Here is a 17,992-nt window from a genome sequence, read left to right as displayed (position 1 = left end):
AATTTATAGAAAGGGGGATTACTATGACATTAGAGAATAAACTTGGTATTATTGATTCGGTGGAATTAGCCAAGATTGAAGAGAAAATAAGTAAGAAAAGAGCAATAGAACTTTTTGAAAGTGGATATTTGAATAATCTTAAACCTGGAACTTTTAAATCACTTGCTGAAATACACAAATACTTGTTCGAGTCGATTTATGATTTTGCTGGAGAAATAAGAACTGTTAATATTGCAAAAGGTAATTTCCGTTTTGCTCCGGTTATGTATTTGCGAGCAGCTATTGAAAATATCGAAAAAATGCCACAGTCAACATATGATGAAATTATAGAAAAATATGTGGAAATGAATGTTGCACATCCTTTTCGAGAGGGAAATGGCAGAAGTATAAGAATTTGGCTTGATTTGATTTTAAAAAAGGAACTAGATCGAGTAGTAGATTGGAGTAGTGTAGATAAAGAGGACTACCTTTCTGCTATGGAACGAAGTCCTGTTAAAGATATTGAAATTAAATATATATTAAAGCAAGCACTGACGGAAAAAATCAATGATCGTGAAATTTATATGAAAGGCATTGATCACAGCTATTATTATGAAGGCTATTTTACATTTAAGACCAGTGATTTGTAATTTTGCATCGATCGGTATGTGTGTAGGAGAAATGGTGCTTCTAACCGAAATTATATCATTACTGATGATAAAAATTACATACAAAATTCTTTCAGAAGTCTGTAAACAGATGTGTACGAGAAGCTCAATATAGAAGTGCCAAGATGTTCAAGACATCACAACATCTACGGACTGATTAATAGCAAGTAATGTTATAGAATCAATTGAGAAGTTAAAAGAAAAAAAGTATAATTTAATATATAATGTAAGTTATAAATATATATTCATAATCAAAAATATTCAGTAGGAGTTGTTATGGCAAGAGGAATAATATATTTAATGGATACTGTCGTTTCTGGTCTTATAAAAATTGGGAAAACTGGGAATGATCAATTTGAAAACAGAATGAGATTTTTAGAAAGCAATGGATATGCGAATATTACAGGATTAAAAAGAGTGTTTGCGATTGAGGTGGAAGGTTATGATGAAAAAGAAAAACTTATTCACGATATTTTTAGCAAAAGCAGAATTTCAAACACAGAATTGTTTGCACTAGATATTGAAATAGCAAAATCTTTGCTAGCATCATTAGACGGAAATCAAGTTTATCCAAAAGATAAGAGTAAAAAAGAAGTATTTAAAGAATCTACAGAGGAAATCAAACTCAAAACTTGTGATGGATTTATACCAGATGGAGAATATGTTTTAAGACGTAACATAAGAGGATTTGGTAGGGTAAATGGAAATGCTATTGTTAAAGACGGAATCTTTACGTTGAAAAGAGGAAGTAAATGTGGAAATACAGGTAAAGGATATATTCCATCTGTAAGAAGAAATGCGAAAATAAAAAATAATATATTACAGGAAGATCTTGTGTGTATGAATCCATCCAGTGCAGGCTGGGTAGTTATTGGGAAATCAAATAATGGATGGTTGGAATGGAAGGATTCAAATGGTAATCCAATAGAAATATACAGAGATAAATAAATATAAATTTGATAAAGGGGGTGCACAAAAGCCCTAAATTAAGCACTTTAACGATTTTTTAAAGTGCTTTTTTCATGCAAAAAACAAAAATATCAAAAAAACATATTGACTTAGAGTTCACTCCAAGGAGTATAATTAGTGCATAAGATTCGAATTAGCAAAAAATAATATTATTTTTGGAAGGTGAACATATATGACGATAAAAGAGGTTTGTGAAAAATTTGGAATCACACCAGATACATTGAGATATTATGAGCGTGTTGGCGTTATTCCAGAAGTTAGAAGGACAAAGGGCGGTATACGTGATTTTTCTGAGGAAGATATCAACTGGGTGGAAAATGCCGTTTGCATGAGAAGTGCTGGTGTACCAATAGAAATGCTTATAGAGTATGTAAGATTATTTCAATTGGGAGATTCAACTATAGAAGCAAGAAAGAATCTTCTTGTTGAGGCAAGGGTGGAAGTACAAAAACAGCTTGATAAGTTTCAGTCCACTATGGATAGATTAAATTACAAGATATCGAGATACGAGGACGCAGTAAAAACAGGTATTCTTGTGTGGGATCCTAAAAACGCTAAATAATGCCAGAGGAGGTGTTTTATATGACAAAAAAATTAATTGCTTATTTTTCAAGAGCAGATGAGAATTACTTTGGTGGAGCAATAAGATATATTGAAGTTGGAAATACGGAAATTGTTGTAAATAAAATAGCTGAAATGATGGAGGCTGATATATTTAAAATTGAAATGAAGACACCCTATTCAAAGGAATATAAAGCCTGTATTGAAGAGGCCAAGATTCACAAATTTGAAGATAAAAGACCTGAGCTTGTTTCAATTCCAGATAGCGTTGATGAATATGATACTCTGATACTTGCATATCCGAATTATTGGGGAACTATGCCGATGGCGGTATTTACATTTTTAGATGCATTTGATTTTTCTGGAAAGACTATACTTCCAATCTGTACAAATGAAGGAAGTGGAATGGGTATTAGTGAAAACGACATAAGGAAGTTATGTCCAAATTCAAAGGTGGAAAAGGGACTATCATTAATTGGAAGTGAAGTCGAAAATTCAGATAAAGAAATCGAAAATTGGCTTAAACTTAATGAGAATAAAAAAACAAGATAATTTAAACAAAGAAATGGAGGGACCAAAAATGTTTAATGAAAAAGTAAGGCTATCAAATGGTGTGGAGGTTCCGCAGCTTGCTCTTGGTACTTGGTTGATTGATGATAAAGCTGTATCCGATGCCGTTTGCTCGGCAATTGAAATCGGATATAGACACATTGATACAGCACAGGCTTATGGTAACGAGCGTGGTGTGGGAGAAGGTATTAGAAAGTCAGGAATCGCCAGAGAGGAAATTTTTATAACTTCAAAAGTAGCAGCTGAGCACAAGGATTATGACTCAGCAATGAAGGGGATAGAAGATACACTTAATAAAATGGGATTGGATTATATTGATATGATGATTATACATAGTCCACAACCATGGACGGAAGTAAATCAGTCAAATGATAGATATATTACTGGAAATAGAGAGGCTTGGAGAGCATTGACCGATGCCTATAAGGAAGGAAAGATTAGAGCAATTGGAGTTTCTAACTTTTTAAAAGAGGATATTGATAATCTGTGGGATGTGGCAGAAATAAAACCAATGGTAAATCAGGTGCTTTGCCATATTTCTAATACACCTATGGATTTGATTGAATATTGTCAAAATAAGGGGATTGTCATGGAAGCATATTCTCCAGTAGCTCATGGCGAGGCACTAAAGAACAAAAAAATTGCTGACATGGCTGAGAAGTATGGAGTTTCGATACCACAGCTTTGTATTAGATATGATTTGCAGCTTGGGATGATTACTCTTCCTAAAACGGCAAATCCTAAGCATATGGAGAATAATGCTAACGTAGAATTTGAAATATCAGAAGAAGATATGGAAATATTAAAGAGTATTGAAACTATAAAGGATTATGGTGAACATGGATTTTTCCCTGTTTTCGGTGGGAAGCTATAGATAACTGCCAATTTAATTTGACAGTTTAAAAATTAAGACTTTATTTGTAAGGCTGGTGGAAAACCAGCCTTTCTCTATATAGGAAATTCTACTTTATAAAATTTAATTCTTGATATATCATTTTCAAATTGTTGTTGATATTTATCTTCAAATTTCTCAACTAGTCTATTGCCAAGTTTTGTTACGTGGATTGATATTTCCTCGTCACTAATCTTATAATTGTTTATTATACCCTCAGCATAAAGTTTCCTTAATGAAGATTGAAAAGAATCATCAAGTAAATACATATCCTTTTTGTTTCTACCACTATGTGCATACATATAAAAAACCAATTTTGTAGAAGAATTATAAAAAATATTCATCGTATTATCTATATAAATAGCTTTTTTTCTTTTTTTAAGTTCGCCCAATAATTTGATTGTAAAATAATCTTTATAATTAAATTTATACCATGACGAATCATTTAGATATGTTCCAATTTTTTGCAAAAGATTATTGTCTAAAGGATTAAAAGATTTGTTGCTATAATATGAATTTATTTTTTTGTGGTTACTGATTCTTATGGTAAGGAATAAGTCAATTTTTTTAAAAATAGATATATAGGAGGTATTTTCATTTGAAGATACGTGAGCTGAGAGAATTTCTTCTTCGTCTTTTAGTATATTTTTTACTGAAAGCAATATTTCTTCCATAATAAAATCATCCTTTCAAAACAATAAAATTGTTAGTAATAATAAAATAAAAAACATTCTGTGTAAGAATTAGGGTTAATGATCTTAATAATAAAAATAACCAACTTAATAGTGTTGTTTCATTCTTAATATTAATAATACCATAAAAAAATCATTTTTCAAAATATTTGCAAACATATATAGAAAATTGATTGAAAAACTGCCTAATTTGATACTCTCTTTTTTCAATTTTTTCTCATATTAATGTGTAGCACTACAATTTATAAATCATAGTTTAAGAGTATATAGTTGACAATTTTTTATGAATATGATATTTTGTTAAGCATATTAACATAAAGGGAGTGATCAAATGAACTATGAAAAAATTTTATACGATTTTCAAAACCTCATAAAAGCATATCTCGGTCTGGAACACAAACAACATAGAATTTTTGATTTGAATTTATCAGAGGTACATTTATTGAAATTAGCTGAGCAAAACCCAAATTACACTCTTATTGAATATGCTAGAAAACTGAATGTAAGTCGAAGTGCTATCACACAATTAGTTAATCTGCTAGAAAAAAAAGATTGTGTCAAAAAGAAAAAGGTCAACATGAAAAGTTTTGTGCTTGAGTTAACATCTAAAGGAAAAATAGTATGTATTAAACATGATGAAGAACATAAAAAAATAGAAAATGATTTGAGAATAATTTTTAAAAAATATGATTGTGTTTTTTTCGAACAATTGAGTGAACTAATGTCCGATATCATAGACACTTGGGAGGCTTGCGATGAGATGTAAAATTATAATTGAAGATACTAATAAAATGATGGATTCGAAGATGAATATACGCATCCAGGAATTAAAAAAATTCGAAGAAATCAAAGTTATTTTAGAAACAAATTGTTTTTATAATATTAATGCTCCTATGAATTGGTCAGAGAACACATTATGGCAATCTGAAGCTATTTTTCTTAGCGATTCAAATGGAATAGTATCTCTTAAAAACTCGCCATCTAAGGGTGGGGATTATGAAGGTATTAGAGCTATGGGACTGTTTGAATCTCTCAAGGCTGTAACTATAGTTAATAAAAAGCATATTAGTGAACTTAAAAATTTACCCTTAAATGATGTTGTAAGTTTTAGAATTTCAGTTTTATCGAATGGAAAGTTACTTGCTAAAACAACTTTTAATAGATTCTATAAAAAATATAATATAAATTACTATGATATACTGAGAGATGGTTGGCAAGGAAGATTGTTTTATGATGAGGACAAAAATAAAAAGCCAGCTATTATAGTATTATCTGGTAGTGAAGGAGGAATTGAAAAAGCACAAAATATTGCAATGATGTTATCAAATCAGGGTTTTGTGACACTAGCTATTAGTTATTTCGGAATGAATAACCAAAAATCAAGTTTAGATAGAATACCACTTGAAAACCTTGAAGAAGCACTCAAGTATCTGCAAAAATTGACTTTTGTTGATTCAACAAAGATTGGAATTTATGGTAGATCAAAAGGTGCAGAATATAGTCTATTGTTTCTAACTAGATATGGTGGCATTAAATGTGCTGTTTTAAATTCTCCAAGTGATAGAGTTTATGAAGGACTGAGAAGGAAAAGAAATTCTAAACATTCTTCTTGGACATATAGTGAAAAAGAGATCTCTTATAAGCCATTTAAAATAAAGGAGTTTATTATAAATAGGCTGATTAAGAAATCAAGTATTGATGATTTTGGAGTTATGGACATAGAGAATGTTACATGTCCTCTTTTACTAATCGCTTCAACGAAAGATGAGATATGGGATTCTTATAGTGCATCAATTAACATTATGGCAAAAGCAAAATCATATGAAAAGAGTATTGTACTAACAACAGAGTTAGGGCATATGAACACTATTTCCTATTTGCCAAATCCGCGCTATAAAAGATATAAAACAGACAAAATATATGATGAGGCTGTATTGTCGTGGGAGAACACTCTATCTTGGTTTATTAATCATTTAAAAAACATATAATAAAGATAGGTTTGTAAACTGGTTTAACTTTATATATCAAATCATCTATATTTGTGTTATATAGGCTGAACCAATATCATATCTTTAAGTTTTCTTCCGATGTTAAGATAGCATATATAACAAACGTTATAGAAGATTTAAATACTACATACAAAAATTAAATAAACAAAGAAGCGTGTTTCCCAGTAGAATAAGCTAATCTTGGCAAGATTTTTCTAAAAAAATCCATAGAAGACTAGTTTGAAGAAATAAATCCACACACAAAATAAAAAAAATAATGTTTTTCTGTTTTTATGGGCATATGATTTTTTCTTTTATTTCTCCTTGCATTTGCAAGGAGAGGATATTTTTTTTACATTTTTTTTAATCTCACTAGGATAGACACCCTTGTATTTTTTAAAGCAAGCACTGAACTTGCTATGTGAAGAATATCCGACTGCTTCTGAAATATCTCGTATTTTCAATGAAGAATTGAGAATCAAAGTTTCTGCAATATTTACACGTCTTCTCTGAGTGTATTCTGTAATGCTTGATTGGTATTTTTGCTTAAATAATTTCTTTAGCTTTGTTCCGCTCATCATTGAAATGCTTTCCAGTATTTCCTGAGATACATCCAATGCATAATGATCATCGAGGTAGTTTGCAACATTTTCCAAAGCCTTGTCGTCTTCAATGGATATACTTAGCTCTTTTTTATTTAAGAAAGCATCGATAATAATGCTAATCCATTCTTTTGCCTTGGCATCAAAGAATATATTTGCTGCAGGAGATTTCATTTTGCAACTCAATATATCCTTTGCAAGAGGCTCTATGGAATTTGTTATAAAGGCATTAGTATTTAAAAAAATATCAGAATATGACACATTTTTTTCTCTTTTTATCGAAGTTAGGTAATTATCTACCATTTGTTTTTTGAAATTAATACCCACACTCAGATACAGAGAATTAGCATGAAGTAAAAAGCGGTAGTTTTTGTCCAAATTATCTACATCCAAGATATAAAGTGAATTGGACGAAAGTGTTTGGTAGGGATTGAAGCTTTCTCCATTAGCAGTTATGATGTAAGAACTACAAAAAGAAATGAATTTATTCAAGTTAGAGTAGTTAGAGTTTAGCATCTCTTTTTTTATAAAAAAATCATGAATGTTGACAATGAAATTTTCTGTTTCGTAAAACCAATATATTCCTTCCATTGTATCATTGGAGATACAAAATGTATGCCCGATATCGCAATATTTAATACTTTTTTCACATTCATTAACTCCTAAATAATTTTTTACAAATTCATAATAGCTGTTCATACCTTTCTCCTTATTCTATTTATATCAATTTTTTTATTTGTTTCTATATTATTAATATTTATCCTTATTATATTTCCACATTTTCTAATTATCCCGATTAGACATTATCCCTATTGGACCGACTTTGCTTTCATTAATTGTAACATATTATTAAAAATGATACAATAAAACATATATTAAATGAGAATGAAAATCTTTATTTTACAATGTTTAGTCTAATAAGGATATTATTTCTTTCGTTTTAAAAAATATAAAAAAGGAGTGTGTGGAATTGAAGGGAAAAGATAAAAAAGTGCCGGTTTTAAAGAGATTGATGTATTATTCCGGTGAAAAAGGATTTATGCTTTATATTGCAATGGGATTATCAGCCATTTCTGGAATTATGCTTCTGATGCCGATGATATTTATTCACAGGATAATAAGCAGTATAATCTTGAGGCGTGAATTGGATATTGATTTTATTAAAGAAAATGCAACTATCGGGGCAGGATTTGCTGTGGTTGGTCTAATTTTATATTTGGGGGCTCTGATGGTATCGCATAAATTTGCGTTTGAGGTTGAAGATAATATCATAAAAATCAATGTAGAGAGATTGATAAACAAACCTCTTGGATATTTCGTGAATAAAGAGAGTGGCAAAATTAGAAATGTGATAGTTAGTGGAGCAGCTGAGACGCACTCTTTTTTGGCGCATCAGTTACCAGATATGGCAATGACTGTGGTTACACCAATTGTGCTTCTTATTTTCTTTTTAGTTTTTGATTGGAGGCTCGGTATAGCGAGTCTAATTCCAGTTCTGGTCGGAATAGTACTTATGAGTACAATGATGACAAAAGAAATGAAACAGTTGAAAGACGAATATTTTGGTGGGTTGTCTGCTTTGTCGGCTGAAACTGTCGAGTATGTGAGAGGAATTCCTGTAGTCAAGGCGTTTGCACAAAGTGTAGAAAGCTTCGAAAAATTATATGCTCTTATTGAAAAAGTTACCAAGGTATGCCTCAAAATGACGATGGCATATAGAAACAAGATGTCTTTATATGAAGCGTTGGCGACTTCTACCGCATTCTTTTTGGTACCTGTGGCAATTCTCTTGATATCTAACGGAGGTGATATTAGATTGGCTTTGGGAAACTCTATAATTTATTTTCTGATTGGACCAGCATTTGGAACCTTTATCATGAGATCTGCCGTAATAGCACAGTACACATATTTTGCAGAATCAGCATTAAATAAAATTGATGATTTATTGGATTATGAAAGCATGGAATATGGCAATAAATCAAGCGATGAAGTTGGTCTTGAGTTCAAGAATGTTTCGTTTTCGTATGGAAATGAAAAGGTTTTGGATAATGTGTCCTTTACAGTTAACAAAGGAGAGACTGTTGCTCTTGTCGGAACTTCTGGCGGAGGCAAAACGACTATAGCCAGACTTGCAGCAAGATTTTACGATCCTGATGATGGAGAAATTTTTATTGGTGGAGTTAATATAAAGGAATACAAAAAAGATGAACTTATGAATAAAATATCGTTTGTATTTCAAAATTCAAGACTTTTCAAGATGAGTATTAGAGAGAATCTTTTAATAGGCAATCCTAACGCAACAGATGAGGAAATAGAAGATGCTCTTGTAAATTCAGGCTCACAGGAAATTATAGAAAGCCTGAAATACGGAATTGATACAGTTTATGGCACAAAGGGAACTTATTTTTCTGGTGGAGAATCTCAAAGACTTTCTATAGCAAGAGCATTCTTAAAAAATGCACAGCTTTTGATATTAGATGAGGCTACTGCATTTGCTGACCCAGAAAACGAACATATTATACAGGAATCCTTTAAAAGACTGTCAAAAAACAAGACGACTCTTATGATTGCCCATAGACTTTCCACTGTAATAGAAGCAGATAAAATTTTGGTGGTAAAAGGCGGTAAAATTGTTGAAGAAGGAAATCATAGCAGTTTATTGGACAAAAATGGTGTATACAAGGAGCTTTGGGATGAATATCAAAGATCTGTAAACTGGAAGATAGGAGGCAAACATGAATAAATATTTTATGAGTAAGTATGCTATGTCAGAAAAAGGGGCAAATAATCTTTCAAAGGCGATTTTTTCGAGAACTATATTGAATTTCACAAAGCTGTTTCCAACCATTATTGCATTTATGTTTTTAAGTCAATATCTTGGAAGTATTGAAGGGATAAAAACTGCAAGAGAGCTAACCTTTAATAACTATTTGGTAATAATTGTCACAATGGTTCTTGTTATGTTTATTGTTGCTAGATGGGATTATACTAGACTGTATACAAACGTCTATATGGAAAGCTCCAATATAAGAGTGGATATAGCGAACAGATTAAAAAAGCTGCCACTATCATATTTTGGAAAAAGAGATTTGACAGATATAGCATCAACAATGATGGGTGATATAACACTTTATGAGGAGATATTTTCACATTCTGTTCCTCATATCTATGCAACGACGATATCAACCCTCGTGATTTCAATAATGTTGCTGGCATATAACTTTAAGCTTGGAGTAGCAACACTTTGGGTAATACCTATTTCACTTATTATATCCTTTACTGCAAAGAGAATGCAAAAAAAAGCTGCGAATAAATGGGTAGTTAAAAATAGAGAAGTATTCGATAATTTGCAAGAGAGTATTGAACAGATTGAGGAAATAAAGTCATATAATTTGGAGAAAGAATCGCTTAATAGGTTTTATGGGAAATTATCCGATTCTACCAAAGAAAAAATGAATGTGGAGTTTGTTTCGAGTGTATCAACAGGATTTGCAAATATTTTATTGAAATTGGGGATAGTGTCTGTAGCCGTTGTAGGTGCGAATATGTTTATTGCCGGAGAAATAAATATACTTGTGTATGTGATTTTTTTGATGATATCAGTGAGCGTTTATCTTCCAATTGAGGGAATTATTGTATTTATGGCCATGATTTCTACTCTTGATTCTGTCGTAGCCCGAATGAAGGAAATTAAAACCATGCAGATTCAAGAGGGAAAAACAGAAATGAATCCTAAAAATTATGATATAGAATTTCAGGATGTATATTTTGGATATGATGATTATTCAGTGATAAATGGAGTGAGTTTTACTGCAAAGCAGGGAGAAGTAACAGCACTGATTGGAGAATCAGGTAGTGGTAAAAGTACCATTGCCAAGCTTGCGGCAAGATTCTGGGATATTGATAAAGGTAAAATTTTACTTGGTGGAGAGGATATAAGCAAGGTTGATCCAGAGATACTTCTAAAGAATTTTTCTATTGTTTTCCAAGACGTTGTTTTATTTAATTCAAGCATCAAGGATAATATAAAAATTGGTAAAAAGGATGCGACAGAGGATGATATTAATCGTGCAGTTATGGCATCAAGATGTAATGAGTTCTTAGAGAGAATGCCAGATGGAATTGATACAATAATCGGGGAAAATGGCGAGCGACTTTCGGGTGGCGAGCGACAGAGAATATCTATTGCAAGAGCGTTGTTAAAAGATGCACCGATTATTTTAATGGATGAAGCTACTGCATCTCTTGATGTTGAGAATGAAAGTTTGATTCAAGAAGCATTATCAGAGCTAATCAAGGATAAGACGGTAATCGTAATTGCTCATAGAATGAGAACGATAAGAAATGCAGATAAAATTGTTCTTCTAAAAGAAGGTAAAATAGAGGATTTTGGATCTGATGACGAGCTGTTGAGTCGTTCTTCTGTATACAGAAAAATGCTAGACAGATCTTCAAAGTAATTTTAATGGGGGGATGATATGGAGAAGTACAATACATTAAAAATTAAAGACCTAGTGACTATTGGGGTATTTAGCGTAATATATTTTGTTGTGATGTTTTCAGTGGGAATGATTGGAGTAGTTCCAATTCTGTTCCTCGTATATCCAGCTTTGTTAGGAATAATATCAGGTACAGTAATTATGCTTTTCATGGCAAAGGTTCAAAAGAAAGGAGCAATTTTCATACTTGGAATGATTTCTCCGATTATTATGGTTGCTATGGGACACACATATGTGCCATTGGTTCATGCTATTATTGTAATGCTTGTTGCCGAGTTTGTTAGAAAAATGGGTGATTATAAATCCTTGAAATATAACCTTATATCTTTTGCGATATTTAATACATGGATTTGCGGATCTCTAATGCAGATGCTTTTGGCAAAGGATAGGTATATTGAAATGTGTATGATAATGGGAAAGGAGTATACGACAGCATTAGAAAAGCTGATTACATATCAAAATATGGCGTTTGTTTATTTAGGTGCCATTATAGGTGGACTAGTCGGCGGCTACTTAGGCAAAATCCTGCTAAAAAAACACTTTGAAAGAGCAGGTATAATATAATGTTTACCTATTTTGACGGAAAAATAAATCCAAACCCCATAACGAAGTTTATCGTTGTGGGGATTTTAGGATTTACAGTGCTACACCCTATTGATCCATATTTTGAATGGATGACAATAATAGTATTAAGCTTGTTTTTTTATTTGAATGGACTTAAAAAAGACGCAGTAATAAATATTGTATTTTTTTCTGTTTTGTTTTTTATGCCTAGTTTCATGAAAATCGAGAAATTTCCGATAGTGTTGAAAATGCTTATTTCTCTTTTATTTGTTTTAAGGATGTTTTATATGCCCTTTATAGCTGGAAAATTTTTAATAAAAACATCTGATGTCGGTAGCATACTGGCTTCTTTGGACAAGCTTAAGGTTCCAAATTGTGTATCTATTCCAATCGCAATTATTTTTAGATATTTTCCATCCTTTAGAGAGGAAAGGCGAAACATAAAATGGGCGATGAAAGTAAGAGGAATACAAACAAAAAATCCGGTTCGTTATTTGGAGTACGTTTTTGTGCCATTATTGGTTATTTCTTCAAATATAGCCGATGACATTTCAAGAGCTGCAGAGACGAGATGTATTTCAAATCCTACAAGAAAGCGTTATACAGAGGTTTTTATAAATGTAGCTGACATTGTATACGCTGTAACGATATTGATTTTAGTGATTGGAGGTAGAATGTGGTTGAAATAGATAATATTTACCTTAAATATGGTGATGATACCATTTTGAAAGGAATTAATTGTACAATTAGAGAGGGCGAATGCATACTATTTACTGGTGAGAGCGGAAGCGGTAAGTCTTCAATTATTAACTCTATTAATGGCTTGGCGACCAAATATGATGGGGCAGAGTTTTTAGGTGATGTTAAAGTATTTGATAAAATTGTAAATAATATGGACATTGTTCAGATATCAATGCTGATATCAAGTGTTTTTCAAAATCCAAAGACTCACTTTTTCAATGTGAATACAACTTTGGAGCTACTATTTTATCTTGAGAACATAGGTCTGTCCAGAGAGGAAATGGATGAACGTATGAGCGATATGCTGGTACATTTTCCGATTAAACATCTCTTGAATCGTAGTATTTTTAAGCTTTCTGGTGGAGAAAAACAAATTCTGTGCGTTGCAGCTTCATATATTTCGGGATGCAAAATAATAGTCTTGGATGAGCCGTCTTCAAATTTAGATGAAACGTACATTGATGTTCTGAGTAATATGCTGAGTATGTTAAAAAAACTCGGAATTACATTGATTTTGGCTGAGCATAGAGTGTATTATCTGATGGGGATAGTTGATCGTGTATTCGTAATAAAAAACGGAGAACTAATCAAACAATATGAAAAAGAAGAGTTTTTGAGTCTGTCTGGAGGTATGCTTGAAGAATTGGGAATACGTGCTCTAATAAAAACAAATTTGAATGTGAGATGTAAGGGGGAAAATAGTGAAAAGAAAGAATTAACGATTAAAAATCTCTCATTTGAAATCGGACAATTTCGGAGCCTTGAATTGAAGGACATCTCCTTCGATTTTGGGAAAATTTATGGTATTATCGGTAAAAATGGGTGTGGAAAATCTTCATTTGCACGATGTTTTCTCGGCTTGGAGAAAAAATGCAAGGATGAGATTTATCTGTTTGGAAAAAGACTGTCTAAAAAAGAGCGCTTAAAGCTATCGGCATTTGTTATGCAGGATGTTAATCACCAGCTTTTCTCAAATACCGTAGAGAAAGAAGTAATACTTGGAACTTCAGGTATAACTCAATCTGAAGTTGATAATGTATTAAATTGCCTCGGATTATTGGAGCTAAAAGAAAAACACCCAATGAGCTTGTCTGGAGGACAAAAACAAAGGGTTGCAATCGCATCTGTTTTATGTAAAAAATCCAAGCTTATTTTTTTTGACGAACCAACGAGTGGAATGGATTATAAAAATATGGTCAAAATTTCGAGGATTGTAAAGGAAATGAAAAGAAAGGATAATATAGTTTTTATTATTTCTCACGATCAGGAATTTTTAAATATGACAGTCGATGAAGTTGTGAATATGGAAGAATACAGCATTTATTGATTAAAATGATAGTAATGCTATCGTGATTGTGATTGGAATCTATATCGCAAATGCAAGATTGCTTGTAAAATTAGAATTAAGGTGACAATATAAATGGGTTATATAAATTGCAAATATAAAGATTTTCTAAAAATACTAAAAGTATATTAAAGAAATATTAATATTGTATTAATTCACAGGACATGGTTTACCATTTATATTATAATTATCTTCGAGAGGAGTTGGTAATCGATGATAGGTATAATAGTAGCAGTAATTTTTATTATTAGACTGTACTTCTTGAAGATTTCAAGAGCAAATGAAAAGAGAATTCTCCAAGAGGGTGGAAAAGAGTTCGGTGTTAAAAATACAAAATATATTACTATTTTGCATATTCTGTTTTATGCATCATGTGTAGTTGAGCATTTTATTAATGGTACAAAGATAGACACGATAGGAATTATTGGATTAGTGTTGTTAGGTTTCTCAATATTCATGTTAAATACGGTTGTCCATCTTTTAGAAGGCATTTGGACAGTAAAGCTGATGCTAGTGAAAAATCATAAGTTTAATAATCACTGGTTGTTTAGAACTGTGAAGCATCCAAATTATTTTTTAAATATCATTCCAGAATTGGTTGGTTTGGCATTGCTTTGCCATGCAAAGTACACTGCAATTGTCATAATGCCATTATATGCAATTGTATTGTATAGAAGGATTAAGGAAGAGGAAAAAATTCTAGCCGAAATAATAATACCAAATGGAACATATTAATTTTGTGAGTTTTTGATTTAAGTTGTCATAGGCAAGTCGAGTTTGAACTTGTCTATGGCTTTTTTTATGAAATTTATTATAAAAATATGTTATAATAGAAAAGATTATTGTTAAAAAGGAGGTAGTTATGTACAACGAAATGATTGAAAATGTAGGCAATAATGCATTAAATAAAGCTACATCCTGCAGAGAATATAGGGCGAAATTTTTTGTCTCTTCAATGTTGGCAGGTTGTTTTATAGGTATAGGAGTATTGACTTCATTTGCATCGGCTTCTCTATTTTATGGGGCTGGATCACTGTATGCCAAACTTGTTATGGCTATTACTTTTTGTATCGCTCTTACTTTGGTTATTTTTACGAATACAGAGCTGTTTACGGGTAGTAACTATGTTATGAGCATTGGTAAATTAGATAAAAAAATAAGCACATCGGATATGATTTCTGTTTGGTGTTTAAGTTGGTTTGGGAATTTTCTAGGAGCTATTTTATTATCTATCATATTTGTGCTTACTGGGCTTGTGTCTGAAGGGGTATTGATGGAATTTTTTGCAAAAATGGCATTGGCAAAAGCTTCTATCCCGCCAGTACAATTATTTGCCAGAGGTATATTATGTAATTTTCTAGTATGCTTGACATTGGTTGTAACAGGTAGAGCAAAAGAGGATAGTGCAAAAATATTACTCACAATTATGTGCTTGTTTGCGTTTGTAATAATTGGATTTGAACATAGCATTGCGAATATGACTGTATTCTCAGTTGCTCTTTTAGAAAAATCAATAACCTCAATCAGTATTGGTAAAGCACTATACGCACTTATTATTGCAACTCTTGGAAATGTTGTTGGAGGTGCCATTTTTGTGGGTGGAACATTCTATTTTTTGAAGAAGTAGGATTTTTTAATCTGAGAGTGATCGATTTGATTTGTATTTGATAAAATTAATATTTTTTTTGTTTATTATATGCCAATGCTGGATATAATAATAAAGCAAGACACAAAAGGTGAAAGTATTAAACATTTGTTTATATATTTTCACCTTTAAAAATTTAAGAAAAATGTAACAAATGTAACAAGAGGAGCGAAAAATGAAGAGACAATCTATTTCAATTTTAACGGCTGTATTGATGGGAACATCTGTATTTGGAGTTAATGGAGCTTTTAATTCGTATGCAGTTGATGCAAACGATTATGGAAGTGCAGTGAGTAGTGCTCCAAATTCAGGAAATAAATTTCAACAGCAGGTAATAATTCAATGGTCAAATAAGGTAAAAAAACCAGAAAACGTGACCTTGAAACTATATAAGAAAATAGTACCGACCTTGGATGGATATCAACCGGATGATGTCAACGATGGAACCCTAATAAAAAAAGTGACTGTGCCGTCATCGACAATGTTGTACAGCTTTGATGGGCTTGAAAAACAAAACTCGGATGGTACCTTTAACTATTATTATGCAATGATAGACGATTCTTCAGGTGAAAACTATGATGTTATGTACACTAGATTGGGATCGTCCACATCAATTTACGTTTATAGTGCCAACCAAACGACAACACAAGATGCAGATATCAAGCTATTATGGAATGATTCTAATAATAGTGCTGGAAAACGTCCAAGTGTAGTAGATTTTCGAGTAAAAGAGAAAGATACTCCAGAAACTGTTTATGTTGCGCAATTGAAAAAAGGTACTGGAGATACTGAGAATTATTGGAGCAAGAGCATTAATTTTAAGAAAGATAGTGGTGATTTAACTGCGGAAAAATATGAAATTAAAATTAGTATTGATGGTTATGAGGTTTCCACAAAAAATGTTGAAGCTGGTAATAAAATAATTTTTGAGGTTACTGCAACTTACAAGCCGACTTCCAATGATAATACACATAACTCAAGCCTTCCGATAACTGAGCCTTCTGCCATTGCTGCTGCAAGACATCTCAATGTATCAGTCGACAGTATTTGGGATGATAAGAATAATGTTGATAATGTTAGACCAGAAAGATTTGAGGTAAGGCTATTTGCTGATGGAAAAGACACAGGTAAAAAAATATCCATCAAATCTATAGAGGGATCGAAGGAAACATTTGGTGTTTTACCAATATATAACAAAGATGGATCGAGGATAGTATATACAGTAGTAGCAGATAATTACAAGTACTATACTTCAGCAATTTCAAATACAAAAAAATACTATACGAAGGCATATGGTGATGAAACGATTGTTGAAAATTATGAGTTTACTTTTACCAATAAGCATGTGCCATTTTCAAAGGAAACAATACAAAATACGCCTACTTCTACTGATAGGGTAAGTGGTACAGATAGAATACAGACTGCTATAGAAATTTCAAAAAAATATTTTGGGAAATCAGAAACGGTAATTATTGCTAGGCATGATTTATTTCCAGATTCAATGACGGCGACAGTTTTGTCTAAGCAGTTGAATGCACCAATTCTATTGACAAATCAAGAAAAATTGAGTGATAATTTAAAGGATGAGATTACTAGATTGGGAGTAAAGGACATAATAATAGTTGGAGGTCCCAATTCTGTTTCAGATGCTGTAAAATCAGAGCTAAATGCTTTCGATTCAAATATTGAAAGAGTCAGTGGTGTTGACAGATATGAAACATCGGACAAGGTTGCTAGGAGAGTCGTTGGAATTACAGGGATAAAAAATAAAGCTGTAATAGCGTCGGGTGAGGTTTTTCCAGATGCACTATCTATTAGTTCATTTGCAGCGAAAAATGGATATCCGATTTTATTAGTAAAGAAGAATGACATATCGCCTGCAGTTAGAACTGCAATGTCGGATTTGAAAATAACGGGAACATATATTGTTGGTGGAGAAAATACAATTTCAAAGGCAACAGAAAAAAATATTACAGGTGTACTAGAAAGAATTTCTGGCGATGATAGATATTCTACGTCTGTTGCAATTGCAAAAAGCAAATTTCCAGAATCAAAAAAGGCCTTTTTGGCGTCAGGTGAGATTTTTGCAGATGCTTTGGTTATTGGTCCAGTTGGAGCAAAATATGATGCACCAATATTGTTAACACCAAGCTCTAAAGTATCGAGGTCAGTTTCGGATTATATTAAAAAATCGAGTATAACGAGCCTTGTAGCTGTAGGTGGGCAGAGATATGTGCCTGATTACATTGTAAACCTACTGACAAAGTAGTATTTATT

The 17,992-nt window shown here is 32.0% G+C and carries 17 protein-coding genes; 15 read left to right on the top strand and 2 right to left on the bottom strand.

The window, feature by feature from the left end:
* Positions 1-23 precede the first annotated feature (23 nt).
* The 5 genes from fic to FYJ71_RS06210 all read left to right on the top strand — a co-directional run bounded on the left by fic (position 24) and on the right by FYJ71_RS06210 (position 3,621).
* On the top strand, positions 24-629 hold the full coding sequence (gene fic, locus FYJ71_RS06235) for a protein adenylyltransferase Fic (protein ID WP_154537946.1): 606 nt from the start codon (positions 24-26) through the stop codon (positions 627-629).
* 294 nt (positions 630-923) lie between these two features.
* Positions 924-1,595, top strand: a complete 672-nt coding sequence (locus FYJ71_RS06225; RefSeq protein WP_154537944.1) for a DUF4357 domain-containing protein — start codon at positions 924-926, stop codon at positions 1,593-1,595.
* A gap of 193 nt (positions 1,596-1,788) precedes the next feature.
* A complete protein-coding gene (locus FYJ71_RS06220; RefSeq protein WP_154537943.1) occupies positions 1,789-2,178 on the top strand; it encodes a MerR family transcriptional regulator in 390 nt (129 codons plus the stop codon).
* A gap of 20 nt (positions 2,179-2,198) precedes the next feature.
* Positions 2,199-2,729 carry a flavodoxin gene (locus tag FYJ71_RS06215; protein ID WP_154537942.1) on the top strand — a complete coding sequence of 177 codons (531 nt, stop codon included), beginning with the start codon at positions 2,199-2,201 and terminating at the stop codon, positions 2,727-2,729.
* 28 nt (positions 2,730-2,757) lie between these two features.
* The gene (locus tag FYJ71_RS06210) at positions 2,758-3,621 is read left to right on the top strand and encodes an aldo/keto reductase (RefSeq protein WP_154537941.1); all 864 of its coding nucleotides are present in this window, start codon (positions 2,758-2,760) and stop codon (positions 3,619-3,621) included.
* 74 nt (positions 3,622-3,695) lie between these two features.
* Here FYJ71_RS06210 and FYJ71_RS06205 read toward each other — a convergent pair whose 3' ends face one another.
* Entirely contained in the window at positions 3,696-4,313 is a 618-nt protein-coding gene (locus tag FYJ71_RS06205; protein WP_154537940.1) for a hypothetical protein, read from the bottom strand.
* Positions 4,314-4,662: 349 nt separating this feature from the next.
* Here FYJ71_RS06205 and FYJ71_RS06200 point away from each other — a divergent pair, with 349 nt between their 5' ends.
* Both FYJ71_RS06200 and FYJ71_RS06195 read left to right on the top strand, forming a co-directional pair.
* Positions 4,663-5,097, top strand: coding sequence for a MarR family transcriptional regulator (locus FYJ71_RS06200; protein ID WP_154537939.1), 435 nt, complete (start codon positions 4,663-4,665; stop codon positions 5,095-5,097).
* On the top strand, positions 5,087-6,319 hold the full coding sequence (locus FYJ71_RS06195; protein ID WP_154537938.1) for an acyl-CoA thioesterase/BAAT N-terminal domain-containing protein: 1,233 nt from the start codon (positions 5,087-5,089) through the stop codon (positions 6,317-6,319). Before FYJ71_RS06200 ends, FYJ71_RS06195 begins: the two co-directional genes overlap by 11 nt.
* 314 nt (positions 6,320-6,633) lie before the next feature.
* Here FYJ71_RS06195 and FYJ71_RS06190 read toward each other — a convergent pair whose 3' ends face one another.
* Complete coding sequence (locus FYJ71_RS06190) at positions 6,634-7,620, bottom strand: helix-turn-helix domain-containing protein (protein WP_154537937.1); 987 nt, start codon at positions 7,618-7,620, stop codon at positions 6,634-6,636.
* Positions 7,621-7,891: 271 nt separating this feature from the next.
* Here FYJ71_RS06190 and FYJ71_RS06185 point away from each other — a divergent pair, with 271 nt between their 5' ends.
* From FYJ71_RS06185 to FYJ71_RS06150, 8 genes are all read left to right on the top strand, one after another.
* Complete coding sequence (locus tag FYJ71_RS06185; protein WP_331468042.1) at positions 7,892-9,664, top strand: ABC transporter ATP-binding protein; 1,773 nt, start codon at positions 7,892-7,894, stop codon at positions 9,662-9,664.
* Positions 9,657-11,381, top strand: a complete 1,725-nt coding sequence (locus FYJ71_RS06180; RefSeq protein ID WP_154537936.1) for an ABC transporter ATP-binding protein — start codon at positions 9,657-9,659, stop codon at positions 11,379-11,381. The genes FYJ71_RS06185 and FYJ71_RS06180 overlap by 8 nt, the downstream gene beginning before the upstream one ends.
* Before the next feature lie 18 nt (positions 11,382-11,399).
* Positions 11,400-11,984, top strand: coding sequence for an MptD family putative ECF transporter S component (locus FYJ71_RS06175; protein ID WP_154537935.1), 585 nt, complete (start codon positions 11,400-11,402; stop codon positions 11,982-11,984).
* Positions 11,984-12,673, top strand: a complete 690-nt coding sequence (locus FYJ71_RS06170) for an energy-coupling factor transporter transmembrane component T (protein WP_154537934.1) — start codon at positions 11,984-11,986, stop codon at positions 12,671-12,673. Before FYJ71_RS06175 ends, FYJ71_RS06170 begins: the two co-directional genes overlap by 1 nt.
* Entirely contained in the window at positions 12,661-14,052 is a 1,392-nt protein-coding gene (locus tag FYJ71_RS06165; RefSeq protein ID WP_321055974.1) for an ABC transporter ATP-binding protein, read from the top strand. The genes FYJ71_RS06170 and FYJ71_RS06165 overlap by 13 nt, the downstream gene beginning before the upstream one ends.
* Positions 14,053-14,283: 231 nt before the next feature.
* Complete coding sequence (locus tag FYJ71_RS06160) at positions 14,284-14,805, top strand: isoprenylcysteine carboxyl methyltransferase family protein (protein ID WP_154537933.1); 522 nt, start codon at positions 14,284-14,286, stop codon at positions 14,803-14,805.
* A 127-nt stretch (positions 14,806-14,932) separates the two neighbouring features.
* Positions 14,933-15,697 (top strand): formate/nitrite transporter family protein, encoded by a 765-nt coding sequence (locus tag FYJ71_RS06155; RefSeq protein WP_235899089.1) that lies wholly within the window; start codon positions 14,933-14,935, stop codon positions 15,695-15,697.
* A gap of 193 nt (positions 15,698-15,890) precedes the next feature.
* On the top strand, positions 15,891-17,984 hold the full coding sequence (locus FYJ71_RS06150; protein ID WP_154537932.1) for a cell wall-binding repeat-containing protein: 2,094 nt from the start codon (positions 15,891-15,893) through the stop codon (positions 17,982-17,984).
* The last annotated feature ends 8 nt before the right edge of the window (positions 17,985-17,992 follow it).

It is taken from the genome of Peptostreptococcus porci (assembly GCF_009695815.1).
GTDB lineage: Bacteria > Bacillota > Clostridia > Peptostreptococcales > Peptostreptococcaceae > Peptostreptococcus > Peptostreptococcus porci.
This window is presented reverse-complemented; position numbering and strand designations above follow the sequence as displayed.

Coding starts and splice junctions, on each gene's coding strand:
- FYJ71_RS06220 (WP_154537943.1), top strand. CDS start 1,789: ATGACGATAAAAGAGGTTTGTGAAAAATTTGGAATCACACCAGATACA.
- FYJ71_RS06215 (WP_154537942.1), top strand. CDS start 2,199: ATGACAAAAAAATTAATTGCTTATTTTTCAAGAGCAGATGAGAATTAC.
- FYJ71_RS06195 (WP_154537938.1), top strand. CDS start 5,087: ATGAGATGTAAAATTATAATTGAAGATACTAATAAAATGATGGATTCG.
- FYJ71_RS06170 (WP_154537934.1), top strand. CDS start 11,984: ATGTTTACCTATTTTGACGGAAAAATAAATCCAAACCCCATAACGAAG.
- FYJ71_RS06160 (WP_154537933.1), top strand. CDS start 14,284: ATGATAGGTATAATAGTAGCAGTAATTTTTATTATTAGACTGTACTTC.
- FYJ71_RS06200 (WP_154537939.1), top strand. CDS start 4,663: ATGAACTATGAAAAAATTTTATACGATTTTCAAAACCTCATAAAAGCA.
- FYJ71_RS06210 (WP_154537941.1), top strand. CDS start 2,758: ATGTTTAATGAAAAAGTAAGGCTATCAAATGGTGTGGAGGTTCCGCAG.
- FYJ71_RS06150 (WP_154537932.1), top strand. CDS start 15,891: ATGAAGAGACAATCTATTTCAATTTTAACGGCTGTATTGATGGGAACA.
- FYJ71_RS06225 (WP_154537944.1), top strand. CDS start 924: ATGGCAAGAGGAATAATATATTTAATGGATACTGTCGTTTCTGGTCTT.
- FYJ71_RS06180 (WP_154537936.1), top strand. CDS start 9,657: ATGAATAAATATTTTATGAGTAAGTATGCTATGTCAGAAAAAGGGGCA.
- FYJ71_RS06190 (WP_154537937.1), bottom strand. CDS start 7,620: ATGAACAGCTATTATGAATTTGTAAAAAATTATTTAGGAGTTAATGAA.
- FYJ71_RS06205 (WP_154537940.1), bottom strand. CDS start 4,313: ATGGAAGAAATATTGCTTTCAGTAAAAAATATACTAAAAGACGAAGAA.
- fic (WP_154537946.1), top strand. CDS start 24: ATGACATTAGAGAATAAACTTGGTATTATTGATTCGGTGGAATTAGCC.
- FYJ71_RS06155 (WP_235899089.1), top strand. CDS start 14,933: ATGTACAACGAAATGATTGAAAATGTAGGCAATAATGCATTAAATAAA.
- FYJ71_RS06175 (WP_154537935.1), top strand. CDS start 11,400: ATGGAGAAGTACAATACATTAAAAATTAAAGACCTAGTGACTATTGGG.